A 20,882-nucleotide genomic window follows, 5' to 3' on the forward strand; every position below is an offset into this window, starting at 1 on the left:
GGTGTTATTTCACTGAAGAAGAAAGAGCTTCGACACGAGGCTGCTGAGCAACCAGGTGTTCCAGGCCCGCTTGCCCGACCGGCGACTCGGCGAGCCACGGTATCAGCGCGCATTTGTGCGACAGAGTGTCGGCTACGCGTCGGATGAACGGCACCTCATAGGCACCACGCTGGCACAGAATTGGGTGCGTTGTTCCACTCGCGAGCAGCGACTGGTTGATGACCCAGGCGTACGGTTCAATGCCGGCACGGGCCAGGTCTTTGCTGAGGCGCTCGGCCTCGTGAACAGGCGTGGCCTCCGGCAGCGTGACGATGAGCACTCGCGTGTAGCCAGGGTCGCGAAGCCGGGGCAACAACTGCCGTACTGCCTCAGGCATATCGCCCTGTACTCGCATCACTTCCCGGTGATAAGACTCGGCTGCATCCAGCAACAGGATGGTGTGACCCGTAGGGGCCGTGTCCAGCACGACGAAGCCGTTCTTGCCTTCGTCCACGGTACGAGCGAAGGCCCGGAAGACCGCTATTTCTTCGGTACACGGAGAACGCAAATCCTCTTCCAGCATCGCGCGTCCCTGGGCGTCGAGCTGCTGGCCAGCCTTGTCGAGCACTTCCTCCTGGTACCTCTGAACTTCCGCAGACGGGTCAATACGGGCCACCGTCAGACCAGGAACGACACCGTCAATCGTGGAGGCAATATGGGCAGCGGGGTCGGTCGTCGAAAGCACCACCTTGTGCCCCTTTTTCGCAAGCGCTACGGCGATGGCAGCGGCAACAGTGGTCTTGCCCACGCCGCCTTTTCCCATCGTCATAACGACACCATGTCCCGCTGCGGCCATGTCTTCGACCAGACGGCTCAACCCGGATGGCAGGCTGGTTTCGGGCATCTCGTGACCGGTCGGTGATACGACGGTTTCCGGGTGGGCCATCTCTCGCAGCGCATCCAGTCCGACGGTCCCGCGTGGCAGGAAAGGAATGGATGTCCGCGGCAATCGAGCAAGTTCCACCGGCATGTTCGCCAGTGCCTCAGCTGCCCCCCGCGCCATGGCAGTCGCAATCGCGTCGCCGGAGTTCGCATCGCCAAACACGCCATTGATGACCACGGTCTGATTCCGAATCCCCAGGTCGGCAAGTTCCCCGCGAGTGCGATTGGCTTCCCGTAACGACGCGACGTCGGCCCGTGCAACCAGGACGACGGTTGTGTCGTCAGCGCTAGAAAGTCGCTCGACAGTGGCCGCATACAGGGCCTTCTGTTTTTCCAGGCCGGCGAGCGGTCCCAGACAGGAAGCGCCCCCTGTGGAAGTAGAGATGAACTCGTCCCATGCCGACGGCAAGGTCAGCAGGCGCAGCGTGTGGCCGGTGGGGGCCGTGTCGAAGATGACATGGTCGAACTCCGCTGTGGCAGCCGGGTCACCCAGGAGCTTCGAGAACTCGTCAAACGCTGCAATTTCGACGGTGCACGAGCCGGAAAACTGCTCCTCCATGCTCCGGATGGCCGCTGCAGGCAGGATGCCCCTATAGGGCGTCACCATGCGTTCCCGGTAGGCATGCGCCGCCGCCTCGGGGTCGATGTTCAGCGCAAACAGGCCCCTCACCCCAGGTATGGGTGTCGGTGCGTGGCCCAAGCCCACGCCCAGCACCTCATCGAGGTTGGACGCCGGGTCCGTGCTGACGATAAGTACCTTCTTCCCCGCTTCGGCCAGTGCCAGACCAGTGGCGCAGGACAACGAGGTCTTGCCAACCCCGCCTTTTCCGGTGAAAAACAGGAAGCGCGTCTGAATACTCGGCAGTGGCATGGTTCAGGCCTCCTGTCAGCAGGAGCCAGGCGCGCAGCCGCAGCTTCCGAGCTTGACGTGCGGCTTCTCGTCCGTCGTCAGCGCGATGTTGAGCTTATGAGCCAGTTGTTGCCGCGAGGGGTACATGCCGGTGGAGACGATGTGGCCATCGATGGCGATGATGGGCAGGCGGTCCATGCCACCTTCCATTTCCTTGACCACACTCGGGTTGGCCACGAACGCCTGCGGCTCTTGACCGAGGTTGTACCGGGCCACTGTCACGCCATGCCCTTCGACCCATTTCAGGTCGGCAGCGAACTGGGCAAGAACAGGGTCCACGTCCACACCGCAGACACCGGTAGAGCAGCACATGGCGGGGTCAAACACTTCCAGCTTTTTCATGATGCGTACCTTTCACGAATCGACATTTCCAATGTAGTAGAAATGTAGAGGCTGTGCAAGCTCCCTGCAGCAATGCGACTACTTCTGCGACGTCTTGCCGCTGCCGACAAGTCGCTCGACCATGGCCCGAGCCATTCGTTGCAGCCAACGGAAAGTCGTCTCCAGATGTCTTGGTCGTCAAGCGGCGTGTCAACGTATTCAAGCCGACCCCAGCGCCTTGCATGCGTGCGTCCGCGCGCCTCGCAGGCAACGCAACGGCCATACGCGCAACATCAACCGCCGATAAACGACATTTCGACTTTGGACCGGGCGTGCGCAACGCCATTTTCGCCGCGGCGCTCCGAGTAACGGTCAGCCCGTTTCATCCACAGGTCAGTGATGAGTTGGCGTAACGCCCCATCAGAGCGGCCGTTTCGCATTGGGTTGCGGATGTCCACGCCACGAGAGTCAAACAGGCACGTGTACAGGTGGCCGTCGGATGACAAGCGCAGCCGCGTGCATCCGCCGCAAAATGGTTGTGTGACGCTCGAGATGACGCCAATCTTTCCCTGGCCATCTGCAAAGCGATATTGAACCGACGTGTCGGAAGGAGTGTTTCGCCTGGTTGCTACCAACGGGAAGGAAGCGTTGATGATGTTCAGAACCTCGGACGACGGCATCACCGACTCCATGTTCCAGCCATTGCTCGCACCGACGTCCATGAACTCGATAAAACGGACTTCCACGCCAGTTCCCCGGAAGTGGGTTGCCATCGGCAGAATCTGTGCATCGTTGACCCCGCGCTTTACTACCATGTTGACCTTAACGGGAGCGAAGCCGGCACGAAGCGCAGCGTCAATTCCTTGCAGCACCGCCAAGGCAGAGAAGCCGACGCCATTCATTTGCTGAAAGACTGCCTCGTCTATCGCGTCAAGACTGACGGTGATGCGCTTCATTCCCGCGTCCCGCAATGCCTGCGCCTTTCGGCCGAGCAACGAACCGTTGGTTGTCAGAGTCAGGTCAACATCGGCGCCCTGAGGTGTTCGCAATGTGGCCAGCCGGGCGACAAGATGCTCCAGGTCTTTCCGCAGCAACGGCTCGCCGCCCGTGAGACGAATCTTTTCGACACCAAGTCCAACGAACACGCGGGCAACGCGCTCAATTTCCTCGAAGCTGAGCAGCTCGTGTCGCGGCAGGAATGCGTAGTCCTTGCCAAACACATCCTTTGGCATGCAGTAGATACAACGAAAATTGCAGCGGTCCGTGACCGAGATACGCAGGTCCCGCAATGGGCGCGAACGGGTGTCCCGCAGCGGCAAGTCTGCTGCCGTAACGTCGCGTCCAGTGAAGCCTTGTTCTGCAGAGTCCGCAACGCTGACTTCGACGAGCGGAATAACTCGCCCCAGCGCAAACGCCTTCATAGCAGCCCCCTCCCACGCGTGGATAGCCGCCGACCCGGAAAGAGCGAATGCGGCCGGCGCAGCGCCGGCCGTGGCTACCTACGTATAACGGCGACTCTTGAAGCTGACGGTTCGCTTGTAATCCTCCATCGAGCCAACGCGACGGATGTTCGCCCACGTGCCCTTGTAGTACGGGACGATGTTCCGGTCGGTCCATGTGGTCGTCACGTCATCCTGGATGCCGTTGATGTGGCCAAAGACCATGAATGTCTGGTCATGCTTGATTTCGGTTGCCGGATAAGCCATTGCATAGGTCGACCCAAAGTCGTTGAAGACCTCGACAATGTCGCCGGCACTGATTCCGAGTCCCTGCGCATCAGCCGGATTCATCTCGACATAAGCCATCGGGTCTCGCGCACGCACGAACTCGTTGTACTGGTCGTGATAGACGGTTTGCCATACCTCGTTTGTGCGCCCGTTGTTAATCCAGAAACGGTATTTGGCTTTCTGGTCAGCCACCGTTTTCGGCAAGCCAGGCCACGGTGAAGGCTTGAACTGCGCCTTGCCGTCCGGCGTGTCGAACTTCGCGTCCATGTAGAGCATTTCCGTGCCGACGAGTTTGCCTCCCTCCCACGCTTTGGCCGGCAACTGCACGCCGTTGTTGGCCATGATGCGCAGGCGTTCATACGTCACGAGGTTGCCGGTGCTACCGCCCTGGCTGTCAATCTTCTCGACCCCTGGCTGCCCGGCACGACGGAAGCCATCGTTAAAGGCATCCTCCTCGGTCTTCCAGTCAAAGCCGTTAAACCGTGAGGCCATCTTTGCGTTGCCTTCCTTCGTGTACATGTCGCGCAGCGTGTTGGCCACGCGCGCTGCGATAAGGCAGTCGGGCAGTGCTGTCCCTGGCGGGTCCATGAACCGTTCGGACAGACGCATTCGCCGTTCGCCGTTCATCGAGGTCAGGTTCATCTCACCAGGATGCGCGGCGGGCAACATCAGATGGGCGGCCTCGGCGAGCTTGGTCGGATAGAGATTGATGCTGGTAACGAACAGTCCGCCCTTGGACGTAGCGTCATAGATGACATCGACCATCTGCTCCGTGCTTGCCCCCCGCGCTTTCTGCATCGCGTCCTTCACAACCTGTGAGCGGCGCAGAACCACTTCGCGCAGCCCCTGCGCATTGTTGCTCGTCTGGAAGTTGTTGCATGCCCACCAGGTCATCATGCGGCCTTTGCCGTTGATGAGTTCCTGGTCGATATATATCTTCGTGTTTCCCGGGTACGGCGGCCGTGTGTAGCCTTCCTGATGGCCGCCCATGCGTACGACGCCAGTGCCCCGTCGACCAACGTTGTGGGTCGCAAGAACGACGTCAACCAGGGACGACTGAATCAGGTAATTGTCGTTGCCCCAGATGATGCCTTTTTCGTACGTATGCATCGTCCTCGGCATCTGGCCGGGTGCCTTGGGCTTGTACGACCATTCTGCCGCCGTGCGGATTCTGTCGACGGGCACACCAGTAATCCTGCTGCTCTCTTCAAGTGACAGGTTGTTGGCCTTCACCGCATCATCGAAGCCATTCGTGTGTGCCGCGATGAACTCACGGTCAATCCATCCTTGCTGTACAACGTACGTGAAGATGCCGTTGAACAGCGCGATGTCGGTGCCGGGCTGGATGTCAAGATGCAGCACATTGTCCTTGCCCGCGACCTGCTCCGCGATTGCAATGGTTGGTGTGCGCCTCGGGTCGACAAACACGACCCGCGTTTTCGGCATCGCTTCACCTGGGAACCACTTTTTCTTCTTGTCGTCTGTCGAACCCTGAAGGTTTGGCACCCAGTGATTGAGGAAATAATTCGTCTGTGTCTCATACGAGTTCGCGCCGATGGACCAGATGACATCGGCCAGTTCAGCGTCTTCGTATGAATTGTTCAGCTCGCCGATGCCCATCTCACGGGTGGCATGACATTCGGAGTTGTAGGCTGGCCGGTTATGGATGCGCACCATTGGGGTTTGCAGTGCCGTGAACATCAGCTTCCCACTGCCCCAGGTATTCTCGAATCCACCGCCGGCGCCTCCGTGGTCAAAGGCGGAGAACACAATGCCGCTCGGGCCATCCTTGTCGAGCACCTTCTTCATCAGACCGGCGTAGAGGGCCATCGCCTCATCCCAGTTCGTTTCGACCCACTGGTCGCTGACATAGATGCGCGGATTCCTCAGGCGTTCCTGGGTGATGCCGTCTGGCGCGTACATGTAGGTGGCCATCTTGCCACCGCGCGTCGAGCTTAGACCGCTGTTCACGACACAGCTCTTGTCCGGGACAATCATAATCGTGTGTCGCGAGCCGTCGCGGTCCGTCACGACGTTCTCCATCGCCGTGGTCATGATGAGTTGCAACGGTGGGACCTGCTTGCGGAAATCGACACCAAGCGCATTCTGGTTCGGCGCGCGTCCGCCTTCTTCACCTTCCGGCCACTTGTACACGTGATACCCGCAGCCAACGATACAGAAGTGACACGTCATGTTCGTTCGCTGGGCCGTGACCGGCGGTAGCACGATGCGGTCGTTGTCCTTAGCCATTTTCAGCTCCTCGAACTCAAAGAACGTTAGCCTGGCGACCGTAAATCAGTCCGTCCATTCCGACGGCCGTCACGGTTCCAGTTTTCTCGTCGTAGGTCAGGCGCACGCGGGGAAGATTTTCTGTCGCCTGTCCGGTAATCATCTGTCCGGCCTTCTCGGCGTCGAACATGCTGAAGTGGCAGGGGCACTTGAAAACCTTAGTACCCGGGTCGTACGCGACCGGGCAACCCATATGAGTGCACATGGTGCTGTACGCGACGATGTCACCGTCCGGGCCGACGCCGTTAGGCACCCGAGTCCCGAGCTTGACGGCCGTGCACGGCGACGACGCATCAGGATAGGTGAACGCGACTGGGCTGTTGACGTTCATTTGACCGAGCTGCGCCAGGGCTTTGCTCGGATAGGCAAGTGTCGTGCGGCTCGTGTCGACAGGGTTCGCCGCTTTCGCCACGCCAGGCGCGAGCGCTGACGCAGCAGTCGCGACAATAGAACCGCCGCTGAGTTTCAGGAATGTCCGCCGACGGATTGTGAGTTCGGCCATGGTCGTCTCCTCGCTTGAATCTTGCTCGTGTAGTCGTTAGCATCGAAGCAAGGGCAAGAGATATGCCAATCGATTGGACGTGCAGCGGAAGGCTTGCACACCATAGGTGTGAATTCAGCAGACCTGACGGACGTCATTACCGTCTGGTAACGGTTCGTGATGGGGAGTGAGCCGTCATGTCACCAATCCGTAACATCCGGCGGCGGGAGGTTCTCCGCTTCGCGCTGAGCGTTCCGCTCATCTCGTCCCTGAAGCTGGTGGCCCGCGAAAGTCCGACGGTCGCCTTCGGGACGACCGCCGTGTTCCTCGACAACGAAATCAGCCTGCTCGATAGCTGGAGCCGCGAACTCGGAGAGGTGTGCAGCGCGGATGTGAGGTTTGTGCAGCGCAATAGCTATCGTGAGATTGACGACCTTCTAGCTGCTGACCGGCTCGATGTGGCGTGGGTCTGTGGGTTTCCATATGTGACGAACCAACTGACGATGCGGCTGATGGCGATACCGGACTACCAGGGCAAGCCGCTCTATCGTTCATACCTGATTGTTCCGAGAAGCGATACGCAGACGACTCACATCTCGCAGCTACAGGGCCGTGTGTTCGCATTCAGTGACCCACAGTCAAATTCCGGCTATCTGGTTCCGACTACCGAATTGATACGCGCGGGCATCCGGCCGAGCCGCTTCTTCAGAAAGTCGTTCTTCACGTACGCGCACAGAAAAGTGGTCGACGCCGTGGCTTCCGGACTAGCAGATGCGGGAGAGATTGACGGCTACGTCTACGACACCATCGAAAAGCAATATCCGGAGCGCACGCGTGACGTGCGGGTAGCCTGGCGCTCCCCTCAATATGGCTTCCCGCCGATTGTGGCGCGCCGCTCACTGGACGAAGAATCCTTTGTGCGCATCCAGCACGCCCTGGTTGATATGAGGAATCAGCGGCCCGGTCAGGATTTGCTGAAACGCCTGAATCTCGATGGCTTCGTGCCAGACGACGATAAGGTCTTCGACGGCATCCGGCGCCTGGTGGCAATCCTGAACGCAGGGCCGATTTAGGTCGCGCAGATGCTCTCGCACCTCAGCTACCGTTACAAGATGCCGCTGGCGCTAAGCGCAGCCATTCTGCTTACGGAGCTTTTCGTCACCATCGCGCTCGTAAGTGTGGCTGTCTCCGATGCCAGAAACGACCTGGAAAGCAGTGCCCAGAATCTGGCTCGCGTTCTTTCGCGCTCTGTTCGCGACCCGCTGGTGAAGGATGACCTTTGGCGTGCCTTCGAAGTAATTCGTACGCCGGTCGCAGTCCGGGAGCCGACGAATCCGCTAAAAGAAATTGTGCTCTTCGACGCCAGGGGCCGCGTGTACGCGTCGACTTCTCCCACGAAGGAGCCCGTTCTGCGTTCTGTGAGCCAATTGCCGGCGCAGTTCGGCACGGTGGTCTCTCATCTGAGCGGCCCTGGTGACCGGTTCTTTTTCGACTTCCCGGGGATATTCGGCAACCGCGATGTGACGGCCGGCATGACAGTAGATTCCGACGACGGCAGCCGTCTCGGCTATGTGGTTCTGGTCTATGACGCTAATACGTTTTATGGGCGCGTGCGGTCGACGCTGTTCAAGCTCGCCGTGGCTACCGTGCCGGCATTGTTACTGCTCATACCGTTAGGTTGGGTCTGGGGCGACCGGATGGCCAAGCCGCTACTTCGCCTCGCAGCGGCCATGGCTCGTGTTGGAAAGGAGCATCCGGAAAAAGTGGGGGCGGGCATTACCGCGCAAGGCAACGACGAAATAGGACAGCTGGAACAGCAGTTTCAGGCAATGCTTGGCGAACTTGCGCAAAAGCAGGAGCTTGAACGCGAGGTCGTGGTTTCGGAGCGACTGGCGGCGGTCGGTCGCGTTGCGGCCGGTATTGCACACGAAATCAACAATCCGCTGGGCGGCATGCTGAACGCCATCGACACACTGAACACGCATGGCGAACCCGATGCTCAAACCAGGAAGACCTTGGGCCTGCTCGAGCGTGGCCTCGGGCAGATTCGCGCGACGGTCGGTGCATTACTGTTCGAGGCGCGGCTGGACTCGCCCGCGATGGGTTTATCGGACTGGCAGGATTTGAAGCTGCTGGTGGCGCCGCAAATCCAGGCCAAGCAGGCGAGCTTTCATTGGGACGTTGAACTGGACGAGCCGGTCGCACTGCCCGCCCATCTCGTGCGGCAGCTTGTTCTCAACCTGCTGCTGAATGCGGTGAAGGCGGTAGAGGTCGGTGGGCGCGTCGACTGTCTGGTCACAGTCAATGGAAAGGGGCTGCAGATAACGGTAGGGAACAGCGGCCAGCACATCTCCGGCGTGGCCATGGAACATCTGTTCGAGCCATTCGGGTCGGTTGCCACAACGGAAGGTCGCCGGTCATACAGCCTTGGGCTGTGGGTCAGCTATCAGATAGCGACGCAGCTAGGTGGCACCATTTCAGTCGATAGTGCGCCGGGGAGAACATGCTTTGCCGTGCTGTTGCCGGTCGCCGCTCCATGAATCGGGAGAACATCATGCCGTCCACGCTTATCTGTGTCGTCGAAGACGACCCCATCATGGGCGAATCTCTGGCCGACCGTTTCCGTCTCGAAGGATTCGACGTGGATTGGCATACGGACGGTGAATCCGCCTTCAGTGCGCTGCAGAGTCGTCCGTATCAGGCTGTCATTAGCGATATCCGGCTCCCCGACATCTCTGGCGAAGACCTGTTCGCACGGTCTGCGGCCGCTCGTACATCAGTGCCGCCGTTTGTCTTCATCACGGCATATGCGTCAGTCGATACGGCCGTTTCGCTCCTGAAGCAAGGAGCAGCGGACTACATCACGAAGCCGTTCGAAATTGGTGCGCTGGTCGAGAAGGTTAGATTGCTCACGGGGACCAGCATACCCGAGCAGGCCATGCCCGCGCAGAGCGAGCTCGGCGTTTCCGAGGCGATGCGACGCCTTGCGGACCTCGTACCGCGCGTCGCCGGCCGGGCCAAGTCGATTCTGATTACGGGCGAGTCAGGTGTCGGCAAGGAGGTGCTCGCACGGTTCATTCATCGGCACGCACCCGGCGACGCGTCCCCCTTTGTCGCGGTCAATTGCGGTGCGGTTCCGGAGACGCTTCTCGAGTCTGAGTTCTTCGGCCACGAACGGGGCTCCTTTACTGGCGCAGAGCGCCAAAAAAAGGGGTACTTCGAGCAGGCGGAGGGTGGCACGCTCTTTCTCGATGAGATAGGAGACTTGCCGTTGTCAATGCAGGTGAAGCTGCTGCGTGCGTTGCAGGAGCGGCGTATCACGAGAGTAGGCGGTGAGAGGGAGGTTGAAACCAACTTCCGGCTGGTCTGCGCGACGAACCGGGACCTCGCCGAACTGGTTCGGGTTGGAAAATTCCGGGAAGACCTGTTCTATCGCATCAACATCCTTCAGTTGCGGGTCCCGGCGCTTCGCGACAGGCCCGACGATGTCCTATGGCTTGCGCACCGCTTCGTACGCGATATCGCCAACCGGCTTGGTGAATCCACGAAACTGTTTCATCCATCTGCCGAAGCGCGACTCGCAACGTACGGCTGGCCCGGGAACGTGCGGGAGTTGCAGAACCGCCTCGAGCGCGCGTGCATCGTGTGCTCTCGCAACATGCTTTTCTCCTCCGATATTTTCGAGGAGGACGGGTCCCAAGCTGCGGCAGCGCTGGATATGGATACTCCGCTCGACGGCTACATGGCCGCCTGTGAAAACGCGTTCATTCGCGCCGCGCTATTGCAGCACCAGGGCCACATTTCCGAAACCGCCCACGCCCTTGGCATTTCCAGGAAGAGCCTGTGGGAGAAGATGCGCAAACATGCAATTGCCGCCGAACCGCTTCATTGAATCACCCTCGCAGGCATGCGCATGAACCTGCAATCGGAGTACGTCCATGGAATTTCACGACAAGGACAAGCCGCTTGAGACCCGACTGGTCCAGGTGCGTGGTCTGGTACAGGGCATCGGCTATAGGGAGGCCTGTGTACGCCGGGCGACAGCGCTAGGCGTCACAGGCTGGGTCCGCAACCGGATGGATGGTTCAGGTGATGCTTCAGGGCTCGCCGAAGCAACTGACAGAAATGTGCACCTGGCTTAGCGAGGGCATGTCCGCAGCGCTTGTCGAGGAGCTTGAGGTCACCGAGGTGAAGCCACCGTTTTCCCGCTTCGACAACTTCGAGCGTTGGCCCACGCTGTAAAGGCAAGCAATTCGCTCCGGCGAGACACGGTGTCATTTCTCACTATTCATTGCGGCCAGCTCATTCGCCCCAGAACATATCCTTGATTTCAAACTCCGTTGCCAATTCCACAAGAAGAACCAGATTTCGCGACATGCACCTTCCCACCGCAGAAAGGTCAAGGAGTAATCGTTCGTTGTGTTCGAGTGATGGCTGCGTGCGGCGACCGACACAGACAACAAATTCCACGGCGCATGGATGAAATGGCTTCGCTATAATCCCAGCCATGAAATTTCTCCGGACATTGCTCCTCCTGTTGCTCTGCGCTGCGCTTCCCATCAGTGGGCTGGCGGCGAGCGGCTTGACTGGAGAATGTCCGATGCAGATGAGCATGGGCTACGACGACAGTAGCGCAATGTCTTCGGACATGCCTGGCTGTGAAACGATGAAATCTTCGCAACCGGGAAAAGCCAAAGGCTTCTTCTGCAAGGTGACGGCACAATGCCAGCTTGGTAGCCTGTATCACCCGGTATCCAGTACTGAAGTAACCCGTCCCGCCGGGCTATCCAGCTCCGTTGTATTTCACTATGCGCTGTCGCTTACCGTCCGCGAACCGGCCGGTCTCTGGCGACCTCCTCGCGCCATCTAATTCCTTTCTGACAGGTTCACCGCATTTGCGGTGAGGTCGTCCTGCGTCCAGGACGTGGACTCCCTGTGGGAGTCCACCGTTGGGGTTAGAACATGCCTTTAACTATTAACACGCCGTCAGACCGGCGTGCACCACTGCGCGCGCGTTCGCTTTTTGCCGCGCTGATTTTCTCGAGCGTCGCTGCGCACGCGCAGGATGCGCCCGTCACGCTTGATGCGGCGCTCCAATCCGCTACCGACCGCTCCGCTGCCATGGGGGCTGCGCAGGCATCAGTGCGCGCCAGTTCAGAAGCCTCGGTCCGGGCAGGGCAGTTGCCCGACCCGACGCTCAAGGCCGGCGTCGACAACCTGCCTGTTACCGGGCCGCAGAAATTCACTATCGGCCAGGATTTCATGACGATGCGCCGTATCGGCATCGAGCAGGAATGGGTCTCGGGCGACAAGCGGCGGCTGCGGTCCGCATTGGCGAACGACGTCGTAGACCGCGAGCGGGCCGGCTACCTCGCCCAGCTCGCGAATACACGTCAGCAAACGGCCACGGCGTGGCTGAACGCGGTCTATGCGAAAAAAGCTGTCTCGCTGCAGCAGGAGCTCGTTGGCCACATGACCCATGAACTGGATGCGACGAAAGCCTCTTATCGTGGGGCGAAAGCGACTGCGGCCGATGTGATGCAGGCCCAGGCGATGCTGACACAGACCCAGGACCAGTTGCTCAAGTCCCAGCAGACGTTGCAAACCGCACTTATCGGTCTGTCCCGCTGGACGGCAACACCCGTTTCTGATGTGACGGGCGAGCCGCCAGCGCCGCAGTCGTATGTGTCATCGCTGCCGCCGGATGAACTGAGTCAGGTGCAGCCGGTGCTCGTCGCAGCATCACGGGACATCGCAGTCGCCGACGCCGATACCGCCGTCGCGAACAGTAACCGCAGTCCCAACTGGACGTGGGAAGTTTCCTACCAGCAGCGCGGAGGCGGATTCTCGAACATGGTTTCGGTTGGTGTCAGCATCCCACTGCCCATCCATCGCAAAGACTATCAGGACCGGGACGCGGCGGAAAAAGCTGAACTGGGCACCAAGGCGCGGCTGATGTACGAGGACGCGCAGCGTCAGGTCGAAGCGGATATCCGTACGCAGTCAGCCATGCTCGCGAGCGGTCGCGAGCGCATTGCCAATCTCACCCACTCCCTGATGCCAGCAGCAGACCAGCGCGTGCAATTGGCGGCTGCCGCCTACAGGGCAGGCACAGGGTCGCTCGCCGATACCTTCGCTGCCAGGCGTGCGCAGCTCGACGCCGAACTTCAGGTGCTCGACCTGCAGCGCGACGTGTCGCAAACCTGGGCCCAACTGGAATACCAGGTCGTGCCCGCGTCGATGTCCGTGAGTCAGTGAAGGAGAACAACATGCAGAAGAAACCACTGGCACGCGCGGCCCTTATGGTGTTTGCCGCAGCGGCATTGCTGGGTGCCGGCTATGTCGCCGGTATGCATCGTTCAACGATGGGCAACGAGGGCACTGTTGCGGCAACACCTTCCACCGACAGAACCGACCCGAAGACTGGTCGGAAGGTGCTGTACTGGCACGACCCGATGGTGCCTAACCAGCATTTCGATAAGCCGGGCAAGTCGCCTTTCATGAACATGCAGCTGGAGCCGGTCTACGCCGATGAAGGCGGCTCGAACGGCATCAAGATTGACCCCGGGTTGCAGCAGAACTTGGGGATTCGATACGCAACCGTACGCCGGCAGGAGACATCGGAAGGATTCGACGCGGTAGGCACTACGCAGTTCGATGAGTCGAAAGCTGATATCGTCCAGTCGCGAGTGACCGGCTACATCGACCATCTTTACGCCAGCGCCCCCATGCAGCGGGTAACGAAAGGCGCTCCGATTGCGTCCCTGTTCGTTCCAGATTGGCTTGCGCCGCAGGAAGAGTATTTGGCGCTGAAACGTGGCGGCATGGATGACGGCATGCTTGCGGCGTCACGTGCGCGCATGCGGGCGATGTCCATTCCGGACGGTGTGATTACAAGTCTCGACCGCACCGGCAAGGCGCAGACACACATCACGCTATCCGCACCGGAAACCGGTGTGCTGACCGAACTGAACGTTCGCGATGGCGCCATGGTGTCGCCCGGTCAGACGCTTGCGAAAGTTTCCGGGCTCGACAGGCTGTGGCTCGTGGTGGAGGTGCCCGAAGCACTGGCCCTCCAGGTTCAACCAGGTATGAGCGTGGATGCCGTGTTTGCCGGTGACCCTGCGCAACATTTCACGGGACACATCCGCGAAATCCTGCCGGGCATCAGCGCGACCAGCCGCACGCTTCAGGCTCGCCTCGAAATCGACAACGCGGACTTCAGGTTGACGCCGGGGATGCTGATGCGGGCGCGGATTGGTGCCGCGAAAAAGGTATCGCGGTTGGTGGTTCCCTCGGAAGCCATTATCACGACGGGTAAGCGGTCAGTGGTCATCGTCAAGAATTCAGACGGCAGGTTACAACCCGTCTCGGTCACCGTTGGCAACGATGCCGGCGACGATACTGAAGTGACCAACGGGCTGACCGAAGGCCAGCAGGTCGTCGCATCCGGCCAGTTCCTGATTGACTCTGAAGCGAGCCTCAAATCCGTTCTGCCAAAGCTCGAAGCAACCGCACCGACCGGTGCGAGCGCGCTTGCTCCAGCACCTGCCGCAGCTGCACCGCAGACCTACGACACCATAGGTAAGGTCGAACAGGTGACGGCCGGAGACATTACGTTTTCACATCAGCCAGTTCCAGCTCTGGGCTGGGGCGCGATGACAATGTCGTTCGGCAAGCCGTCGCCGACAGCGTTTCCGGACGTGAAGCCTGGCCAGACCGTGCATTTTGTCTTCAGGCAGTCGGACGACGGGTACCAGTTGACGAAGGTCGAACCAGTAGGAGACGCCAAATGATTGCGCGTCTTATACGCTGGTCCATTCATAACCGGTTCCTCGTATTGCTCGCGACCGTGCTCGTCACGGCATGGGGCGTCTACTCGCTCAAGGAGACACCACTCGACGCGTTGCCGGACCTGTCCGACACGCAGGTCATCATCAAGGCCTCGTATCCAGGCAAGGCACCCCAGGTCGTTGAGGACCAGGTGACGTACCCGCTCACGACGACATTGCTGGGTGTCCCAGGGGCGAAGACTATCCGGGCGTACTCGTCGTTTGGCGACGCGTTTGTCTATGTGTTGTTCGATGACAAGACCGACCAATACTGGGCGCGCTCACGCGTGCTCGAATACTTGAACCAGGTGCAAAGCCGACTGCCACAAGGGGCGACCGTTTCGCTTGGACCGGATGCAACTGGCGTGGGTTGGGTGTACGAATATGCACTCGTCGACAGAACCGGGCAGCACGACCTTGGACAACTGCGTGCACTGAACGACTGGTTCCTTAAGTTCGAACTGAAGTCAGTGCCTGACGTGTCGGAAGTCGCGAGCATCGGCGGCATGGTGCGCCAGTACCAAGTTGTGCTCGACCCGGACAAACTGCGCGCGTTCGGTATTACCCAGGCGATGGTGGCTGACGCGCTGGGCAAGGCCAACCAGGAATCGGGCGGTTCAGTGGTTGAGATAGCCGAGTCCGAATATATGGTCCGGTCGTCCGGCTATCTGCGCTCCCTCGATGACTTTCGCAACGTCGTGCTACGGACCAACGACACAGGCACGCCCGTGCTGCTGGGTGATGTCGCTCGCATTCAGATTGGACCTGAGATGCGGCGCGGTATCGCTGAGCTGAACGGCCAAGGCGAAGTCGCTGGTGGTGTCATCGTCATGCGGTCCGGCAAGAATGCGCTGACGACTATCGACGCAGTGAAAGCGAAACTGGCTGACCTGAAGCGTTCACTGCCGGCCGGTGTGGAGGTCGTGACGACCTACGACCGCTCGCAGCTCATCGACCGCGCCGTGGAGAACCTCAAGGACAAGCTCATCGAGGAATTCATCATCGTTGGGCTGGTCTGTGCGGTGTTCCTGTTTCATCTGCGCAGCGCGTTCGTGGCGATTCTGTCACTGCCGCTAGGCGTGCTGGCCGCCTTCATTGTCATGCGCTATCAGGGGGTGAACGCGAATCTGATGTCGCTCGGTGGCATCGCCATTGCCATCGGAGCAATGATTGACGCAGCCATCGTGATGATTGAGAACGCTCACAAGCATCTCGAAGCGTACGACCACGAGCATCCGGGCGAACCAATCACGACGGCACAGCGCTGGGAACTCATCGCGACATCTGCAGCGGAGGTGGGACCGGCGCTGTTCTTCTCGCTTCTCATCATCACGCTGTCGTTCATCCCGGTGTTCTCGCTCGAGGGTCAGGAGGGGAAGCTGTTCTCGCCGCTGGCCTTCACCAAGACTTACACGATTGCCGCTGCTGCCGGATTGTCGGTGACGCTCGTCCCGGTATTGATGGGCTATCTGATTCGAGGTCGCATTCCTCATGAAAACTCGAACCCCATCAATCGCGTGCTGATTCGACTGTATCGGCCATTGCTGGAAGCGACGCTACGCCGGCCGTGGGTTGCCATTGGTTTTGCGGTGGTGGCATTGGTCGCGTCGGTGATTCCGCTGTCTCAGCTCGGCGGCGAATTCATGCCGCCACTCGATGAAGGCGACCTGCTGTATATGCCGACAGCGCTTCCGGGAATTTCGGCCGAGAAAGCCAGCGAACTGCTGCAGCAGACGGACCGGCTCATCAAGACGGTTCCGGAGGTGCAGACTGTTTTCGGCAAATCGGGCCGGGCTGACACCGCTACAGACCCAGCACCGCTCGAAATGTTCGAGACCACGATTCAGTTCAAGCCACGCAGCCAGTGGCGGCCGGGCATGACACCGGAGAAGCTGGTCGACGAACTGGACCAAACGGTCAAGGTGCCGGGGCTGTCGAACGTGTGGGTACCGCCCATCCGTAATCGTCTGGATATGCTGTCTACCGGCATCAAGACGCCGGTCGGCGTCAAGATTTCGGGCAGCGACCTCTCGCAAATCGACAGAATTGCGGCGCAGGTCGAAGCAGCGGTCAAGAATGTGCCGGGCGTCACGTCTGCACTGGCCGAGCGCCTGAACGGTGGCCGGTACATCGACATCGACATCGACCGCCAGGCGGCGGCACGTTACGGGCTTTCCGTCGGCGATATCCAGTCTGTCATTTCTTCGGCTGTCGGCGGGGAAAACGTGGGCGAAGTAATTGCTGGCCGCGAGCGGTTTCCCATCAGCATTCGCTATCCGCGCGAAATCCGCGATTCGCTCGAGAAGCTGCGACAGTTGCCGGTCGTCACCGACCGCGGCGCGCAAATCCAGCTAGGGGATGTCGCGCACATCACGATTGCCGATGGTCCCCCGATGATTCGCAGCGAAAACGCGCGACTCTCCGGCTACGTCTATATCGATATCCGCAATACGGACCTGCAGTCAGCGGTCGAGGCAATGCAGCGTGCGGTTGCGGAGAAGGTGACGCTGCCGCCGGGCTATTCGATTGCTTGGTCCGGGCAGTTCGAATATCTCGAGCGTGCAGCGGCAAAGCTGCGCACGGTGATTCCCGTGACGCTCGTTGTTATCTTCGTGCTGCTTTTCCTGACCTTCAACTCTGCGGCCGATGCACTACTGCTGATGTCGACAGTGCCGTTTGCTCTGGTCGGCGGGTTCTGGCTCATCTGGATTCTGGGTCACGCGGTGTCTGTCGCAACCGCAGTCGGATTTATCGCGCTCGCTGGTGTCGCAGCCGAGTTCGGCGTCGTGATGCTGCTCTACCTGAAGGGTGCGCTCAATCGCCGGCTGGAGGATGGTGAACCGCTAACCGAGGCACTTCTGTTCGATGCCATTCGCGAAGGCGCCGTGTTGCGCGTGCGACCGAAAGCGATGACGGTTGCTGTCGTGCTGGCTGGTCTCATCCCCATCATGGTCGGACATGGCGCCGGGTCGGAAGTCATGCAGCGCATTGCCGCGCCCATGGTAGGCGGCATGGTCACGGCGCCAATTCTCTCGATGTTCGTTATTCCTGCAGCCTGGTTTCTGCTGCAACGCCGCCGTGCGCGCAAGCAGGCAGGCGCAGGACTCCCCCGCGCAGTACCTTCCGGCATGAAAGTGCCATCTACTCAACCTGGAGAAGTTCAATGAAGAAGTTGATTGTTGCGTCTGTTGCTCTTGCAGCCATCGTTGCTGCGCCCGCGTTCGCTGGTGATGACATGACCGGCATGAACATGTCCAAGCCGTCGGCTTCGAAGACGTCATCGAACACCGCGCTGACCGATGCAGAGGTCAGGAAGGTGGACGCTGCGACCGGCATGGTTACGCTGAAGCACGGCGCGCTGGAGAACGTCGGGATGCCGCCGATGACGATGGCGTTCAAGGCGAAAGATGCTGCGATGGTCAAGCAGGTTCACGAGGGCGACAAGGTCAAGGTCCGGGTCGAAAACGTCGACGGCACCCTGACCATCGTGAAACTGGAAAAGCAGTCGTGATGGGAGGTTGACATCGCACTCGCAGGCTCGCCGCTTGACAGCGGGCCTGCGGTCGCTCGTCTGCGCTCACATCTTGTGAGTAGAGGCACTGCAATGACATCATCCGACCTACTGCGGCGTATTTGCCGTCAAACAGACGCGGCGAAGCGAGCGCTGCGCATCGCGCTTGGCTTGCTAGTCGTACTCGTGTCTCTGGCCGCTTACGCGGTGAACGAATCTGACCTGCTACCTGTCAATGAAGCCTTCCCGTTGACTGTCAGCGTCAGTGGGCCACAACAGGTAACGCTCGACTTCGGCACGAAGCCTGGCTACTACCTGTACCAGGACCGCTTCACCTTCGCCGTGGATGGCGTGCCCGTGAAGCCGGACCAGATGCCGCCCGCGGAATCGAAAAACGACCCGACATTCGGCATGGTCCAGGTCTATCACCGGCCTGTGCAGATTCACGTTCCATTGCCCCGCGCCATCGCGACAAGCACTGTGCTGTCCGTTACGTCGCAGGGGTGCGCAGACCTCGGCGTCTGCTACCCTCCGCTAACCCGAAGCTATCGCATAGCTGCCGACGGCGTTGTCACTCCCATTGCGAACGAAGGGAATCCGACGGCCGGCACGACCGAGTTTCCAGTTGTCGGCGAAAACCGGGGGCTCGCTGTTTTCGGCTTGAATCTTCGACCAGCGAATGGTCTTGGGGTGCCCGAATTGCTGGGCTTTCTGCTCGCGGGTCTATTGATGGCGGGCACTGTTTGCATGTATCCCCTTATCCCCATAGTGACCGCCGTTATCGGCGGAGGCCAGCAACGGACAACTTTGTGGCGCGGCTTTGCGCTGTCGGTCGCTTATGTGCAGGGACTTGCAGTGACCTATGCGGTCGCCGGCACCATTGCGGCGCTCATCGGCATCCCGTTGGTGGCTGTGACGCAAAGGCCCTGGGTGCTGGCAACCTTCGGTTTGCTCATGGCCATCCTCGCGCTTGGCATGTTCGGCCTGTTCAGACTGCAGTTGCCAACGGGCTGGCAGACCAGGCTTACCGCGTGGAGCAATCGCCTGCCCGGCGGTCGGATTGTCCCAGTGTTCGTGATGGGCATGCTCTCCGCACTGATTGTTGGCCCCTGCTCGACGCCAGCTCTTGCCGGTGGACTACTGTATATCGCTAACAGTCGCGATGTCGTCGGTGGAGCGCTGGCTTTGTACGTGATGGGCATCGGAATAGGTATTCCGCTGCTGCTCGTCGGCACGTTCGGCGCACACGTGCTACCCAGGTCTGGCCACTGGATGGTTGCCGTTCAGAACACGCTGGGCGTCATGCTGCTTGCAGCAGCATTGTGGTTCGTCTATTCGCTACTGCCGGATTGGCTGCTGATGGCATTGGTCGCTTTGCTGCTAGCGGCTTGCGCCATGATGCTGCGCGCCATCGACCCGCTGCCGCCGAACTCACACGGCGTGCTTCGCGTGGGCAAAGCAATTGGTGTACTGCTGCTGGTCGCCGCGATTGCCCAACTGGTCGGCATCGCATCGGGGAATTTTGACGTTCTTCAGCCATTGCGCGGTGTTACGCGGGGGACACAGACTCATACGGTCAGCGACGTGCATTTCGAACCGATACAGTCGACCGCCGAACTCGACCGGGCGCTTGAATCGGCACGCGGCCAACCAGTCATGGTGGATTTCTACGCTGACTGGTGCATCAGTTGCAAGGAACTCGAGCGATTTACCTTTACCGACGCGCGCGTGGCTGGTGAGTTCTCGCATTGGAAACTGCTGCGTATCGATGTGACGAAGAACACACCTCAGGACGCAGACATGTTGAGACGCTTTGGGCTTTTCGGGCCACCAGCGTTGATTTTCTATGACCGGAGTGGCCGTCAGCAGGTCGATGCACAGTTGGTCGGTTTTGTCGGCGCGGACGCGTTCCTCGCGCATCTAAAGCGTTGGGGCCAGTGACCTACCGGGTAGCGCGCCAGCGTCATGCCGTCCTTTGGCGATGCCGCGTGGACCACCTATACTGAAATGATGAAATTCTGGGCCAAACTTGTCGCCTGCCTGCTCGTCGCGTGGCTGCCGCTGCTCGGCTACCCTGCGCAGGTGGCGCTTTGCCCGGAGATGTCGTCGTCGACAATGCAGTCGCAGATAAAAGCACCGCATACAACGGGCTTGGTGGCGTGCGCACAAGATGCAAGAGCCCATGTAACGGGTTCGCAGCCTGCATGTCACAGCAGCCTGAGCGGTCTCGCCTGCGGCATGGCTGTCTTACCCACGACGCACAAGACGGCAGTTGTAACTGCTTCGCCCGTCTACAGGGCCACCAACCTCATTCTCATGCCGCAGTTCATCCCCGAACTGCCAGCGCCTCCGCCTCGCTCCCTGTAGTTCCCTCGTCGACGAGTTTCGAACGGCCTCGCGTCGTTGTGCGCGCACGCGCGTCGTGAACGTGGAGGGTGTCGGCTCGTCCCACGACAACTGCTTTGTGAGCATCACGATTTAACCGAATCCGGAGATATATATGAACGCGAAATCACTACTGACTGCTGCCCTGTTGACACTCTCGTTGGGTACGGGCGCTTTGGCCATGGCTGCCAGTGGGACCGGCAATGACCCGAGCCATCCACCGCAAACACGGGAATACAGCTCCAACATGATGGGCGGCATGGGAATGGGAGGGATGGGCGGCGGCATGATGGGCAGCTGTCCAATGATGGGCGGGAATATGGGCATGGACCCGAAGACCGCGATGCGCATGCATGGAGAAATGATGAAGGCGATGGGCGACATCATGCTCAAGTACTCGGACCAGGCCGGTACGTCTCCGTCGAAGTGATGCGGATTTCTTCCCGACACTATTACCCAATCCAATTTCAGAAAGGAAACACTTATGAAGTGCAACACAAAGACG

General features: G+C 60.0%; 17 protein-coding genes and 1 pseudogene. 12 read left to right on the top strand and 6 right to left on the bottom strand.

Annotated elements, in window-relative coordinates; translation table 11 throughout:
- Positions 1-4 precede the first annotated feature (4 nt).
- From arsA to L0U81_RS01370, 5 genes are all read right to left on the bottom strand, one after another.
- Positions 5-1,792, bottom strand: coding sequence for an arsenical pump-driving ATPase (gene arsA, locus L0U81_RS01350; protein WP_233799810.1), 1,788 nt, complete (start codon positions 1,790-1,792; stop codon positions 5-7).
- Positions 1,793-1,807: 15 nt separating this feature from the next.
- Positions 1,808-2,173 carry an arsenite efflux transporter metallochaperone ArsD gene (gene arsD / locus L0U81_RS01355; RefSeq protein ID WP_233799811.1) on the bottom strand — a complete coding sequence of 122 codons (366 nt, stop codon included), beginning with the start codon at positions 2,171-2,173 and terminating at the stop codon, positions 1,808-1,810.
- A 272-nt stretch (positions 2,174-2,445) separates the two neighbouring features.
- Positions 2,446-3,573, bottom strand: a complete 1,128-nt coding sequence (gene moaA / locus L0U81_RS01360; protein ID WP_233799812.1) for a GTP 3',8-cyclase MoaA — start codon at positions 3,571-3,573, stop codon at positions 2,446-2,448.
- A gap of 78 nt (positions 3,574-3,651) precedes the next feature.
- Complete coding sequence (locus L0U81_RS01365; RefSeq protein ID WP_233799813.1) at positions 3,652-6,129, bottom strand: arsenate reductase (azurin) large subunit; 2,478 nt, start codon at positions 6,127-6,129, stop codon at positions 3,652-3,654.
- A 16-nt stretch (positions 6,130-6,145) separates the two neighbouring features.
- Entirely contained in the window at positions 6,146-6,670 is a 525-nt protein-coding gene (locus L0U81_RS01370) for an arsenate reductase (azurin) small subunit (RefSeq protein WP_233799814.1), read from the bottom strand.
- A gap of 176 nt (positions 6,671-6,846) precedes the next feature.
- Between L0U81_RS01370 and L0U81_RS01375 the strand changes: the two genes are divergently transcribed.
- The 4 genes and pseudogenes from L0U81_RS01375 to L0U81_RS01390 all read left to right on the top strand — a co-directional run bounded on the left by L0U81_RS01375 (position 6,847) and on the right by L0U81_RS01390 (position 10,891).
- A complete protein-coding gene (locus tag L0U81_RS01375) occupies positions 6,847-7,722 on the top strand; it encodes a substrate-binding domain-containing protein (RefSeq protein ID WP_233799815.1) in 876 nt (291 codons plus the stop codon).
- Positions 7,723-7,731: 9 nt separating this feature from the next.
- Positions 7,732-9,189 (top strand): HAMP domain-containing sensor histidine kinase, encoded by a 1,458-nt coding sequence (locus tag L0U81_RS01380; protein ID WP_233799816.1) that lies wholly within the window; start codon positions 7,732-7,734, stop codon positions 9,187-9,189.
- A gap of 14 nt (positions 9,190-9,203) precedes the next feature.
- Entirely contained in the window at positions 9,204-10,541 is a 1,338-nt protein-coding gene (locus tag L0U81_RS01385; RefSeq protein ID WP_233799817.1) for a sigma-54-dependent transcriptional regulator, read from the top strand.
- Positions 10,542-10,587: 46 nt separating this feature from the next.
- Positions 10,588-10,891 (top strand): annotated as a pseudogene (locus L0U81_RS01390) (acylphosphatase).
- A 60-nt stretch (positions 10,892-10,951) separates the two neighbouring features.
- On the opposite strand, the gene L0U81_RS01395 reads toward L0U81_RS01390, so the two are convergent.
- Complete coding sequence (locus L0U81_RS01395; RefSeq protein WP_233799818.1) at positions 10,952-11,158, bottom strand: hypothetical protein; 207 nt, start codon at positions 11,156-11,158, stop codon at positions 10,952-10,954.
- Between L0U81_RS01395 and L0U81_RS01400 the strand changes: the two genes are divergently transcribed.
- From L0U81_RS01400 to L0U81_RS01435, 8 genes are all read left to right on the top strand, one after another.
- A complete protein-coding gene (locus L0U81_RS01400; protein ID WP_233799819.1) occupies positions 11,157-11,519 on the top strand; it encodes a hypothetical protein in 363 nt (120 codons plus the stop codon). The two genes, L0U81_RS01395 and L0U81_RS01400, sit on opposite strands and share 2 nt — an antisense overlap.
- 92 nt (positions 11,520-11,611) lie before the next feature.
- The gene (locus L0U81_RS01405) at positions 11,612-12,907 is read left to right on the top strand and encodes a TolC family protein (protein ID WP_233799820.1); all 1,296 of its coding nucleotides are present in this window, start codon (positions 11,612-11,614) and stop codon (positions 12,905-12,907) included.
- An 11-nt stretch (positions 12,908-12,918) separates the two neighbouring features.
- Positions 12,919-14,445, top strand: coding sequence for an efflux RND transporter periplasmic adaptor subunit (locus L0U81_RS01410; RefSeq protein ID WP_233799821.1), 1,527 nt, complete (start codon positions 12,919-12,921; stop codon positions 14,443-14,445).
- Complete coding sequence (locus L0U81_RS01415) at positions 14,442-17,648, top strand: efflux RND transporter permease subunit (protein WP_233799822.1); 3,207 nt, start codon at positions 14,442-14,444, stop codon at positions 17,646-17,648. The genes L0U81_RS01410 and L0U81_RS01415 overlap by 4 nt, the downstream gene beginning before the upstream one ends.
- Positions 17,645-17,992: a copper-binding protein gene (locus L0U81_RS01420; RefSeq protein ID WP_233799823.1), complete on the top strand. Its 348-nt coding sequence runs from the start codon at positions 17,645-17,647 to the stop codon at positions 17,990-17,992. Before L0U81_RS01415 ends, L0U81_RS01420 begins: the two co-directional genes overlap by 4 nt.
- Positions 17,993-18,085: 93 nt before the next feature.
- Entirely contained in the window at positions 18,086-19,933 is a 1,848-nt protein-coding gene (gene dsbD / locus L0U81_RS01425) for a protein-disulfide reductase DsbD (RefSeq protein ID WP_233799824.1), read from the top strand.
- Positions 19,934-19,957: 24 nt separating this feature from the next.
- Positions 19,958-20,359 carry a hypothetical protein gene (locus L0U81_RS01430; RefSeq protein WP_233799825.1) on the top strand — a complete coding sequence of 134 codons (402 nt, stop codon included), beginning with the start codon at positions 19,958-19,960 and terminating at the stop codon, positions 20,357-20,359.
- A 133-nt stretch (positions 20,360-20,492) separates the two neighbouring features.
- Positions 20,493-20,807 (top strand): hypothetical protein, encoded by a 315-nt coding sequence (locus L0U81_RS01435; RefSeq protein WP_233799826.1) that lies wholly within the window; start codon positions 20,493-20,495, stop codon positions 20,805-20,807.
- Positions 20,808-20,882 lie beyond the last annotated feature (75 nt).

The sequence above is a fragment of the Paraburkholderia sp. HP33-1 genome, from assembly GCF_021390595.1.
Classification (GTDB): domain Bacteria; phylum Pseudomonadota; class Gammaproteobacteria; order Burkholderiales; family Burkholderiaceae; genus Paraburkholderia.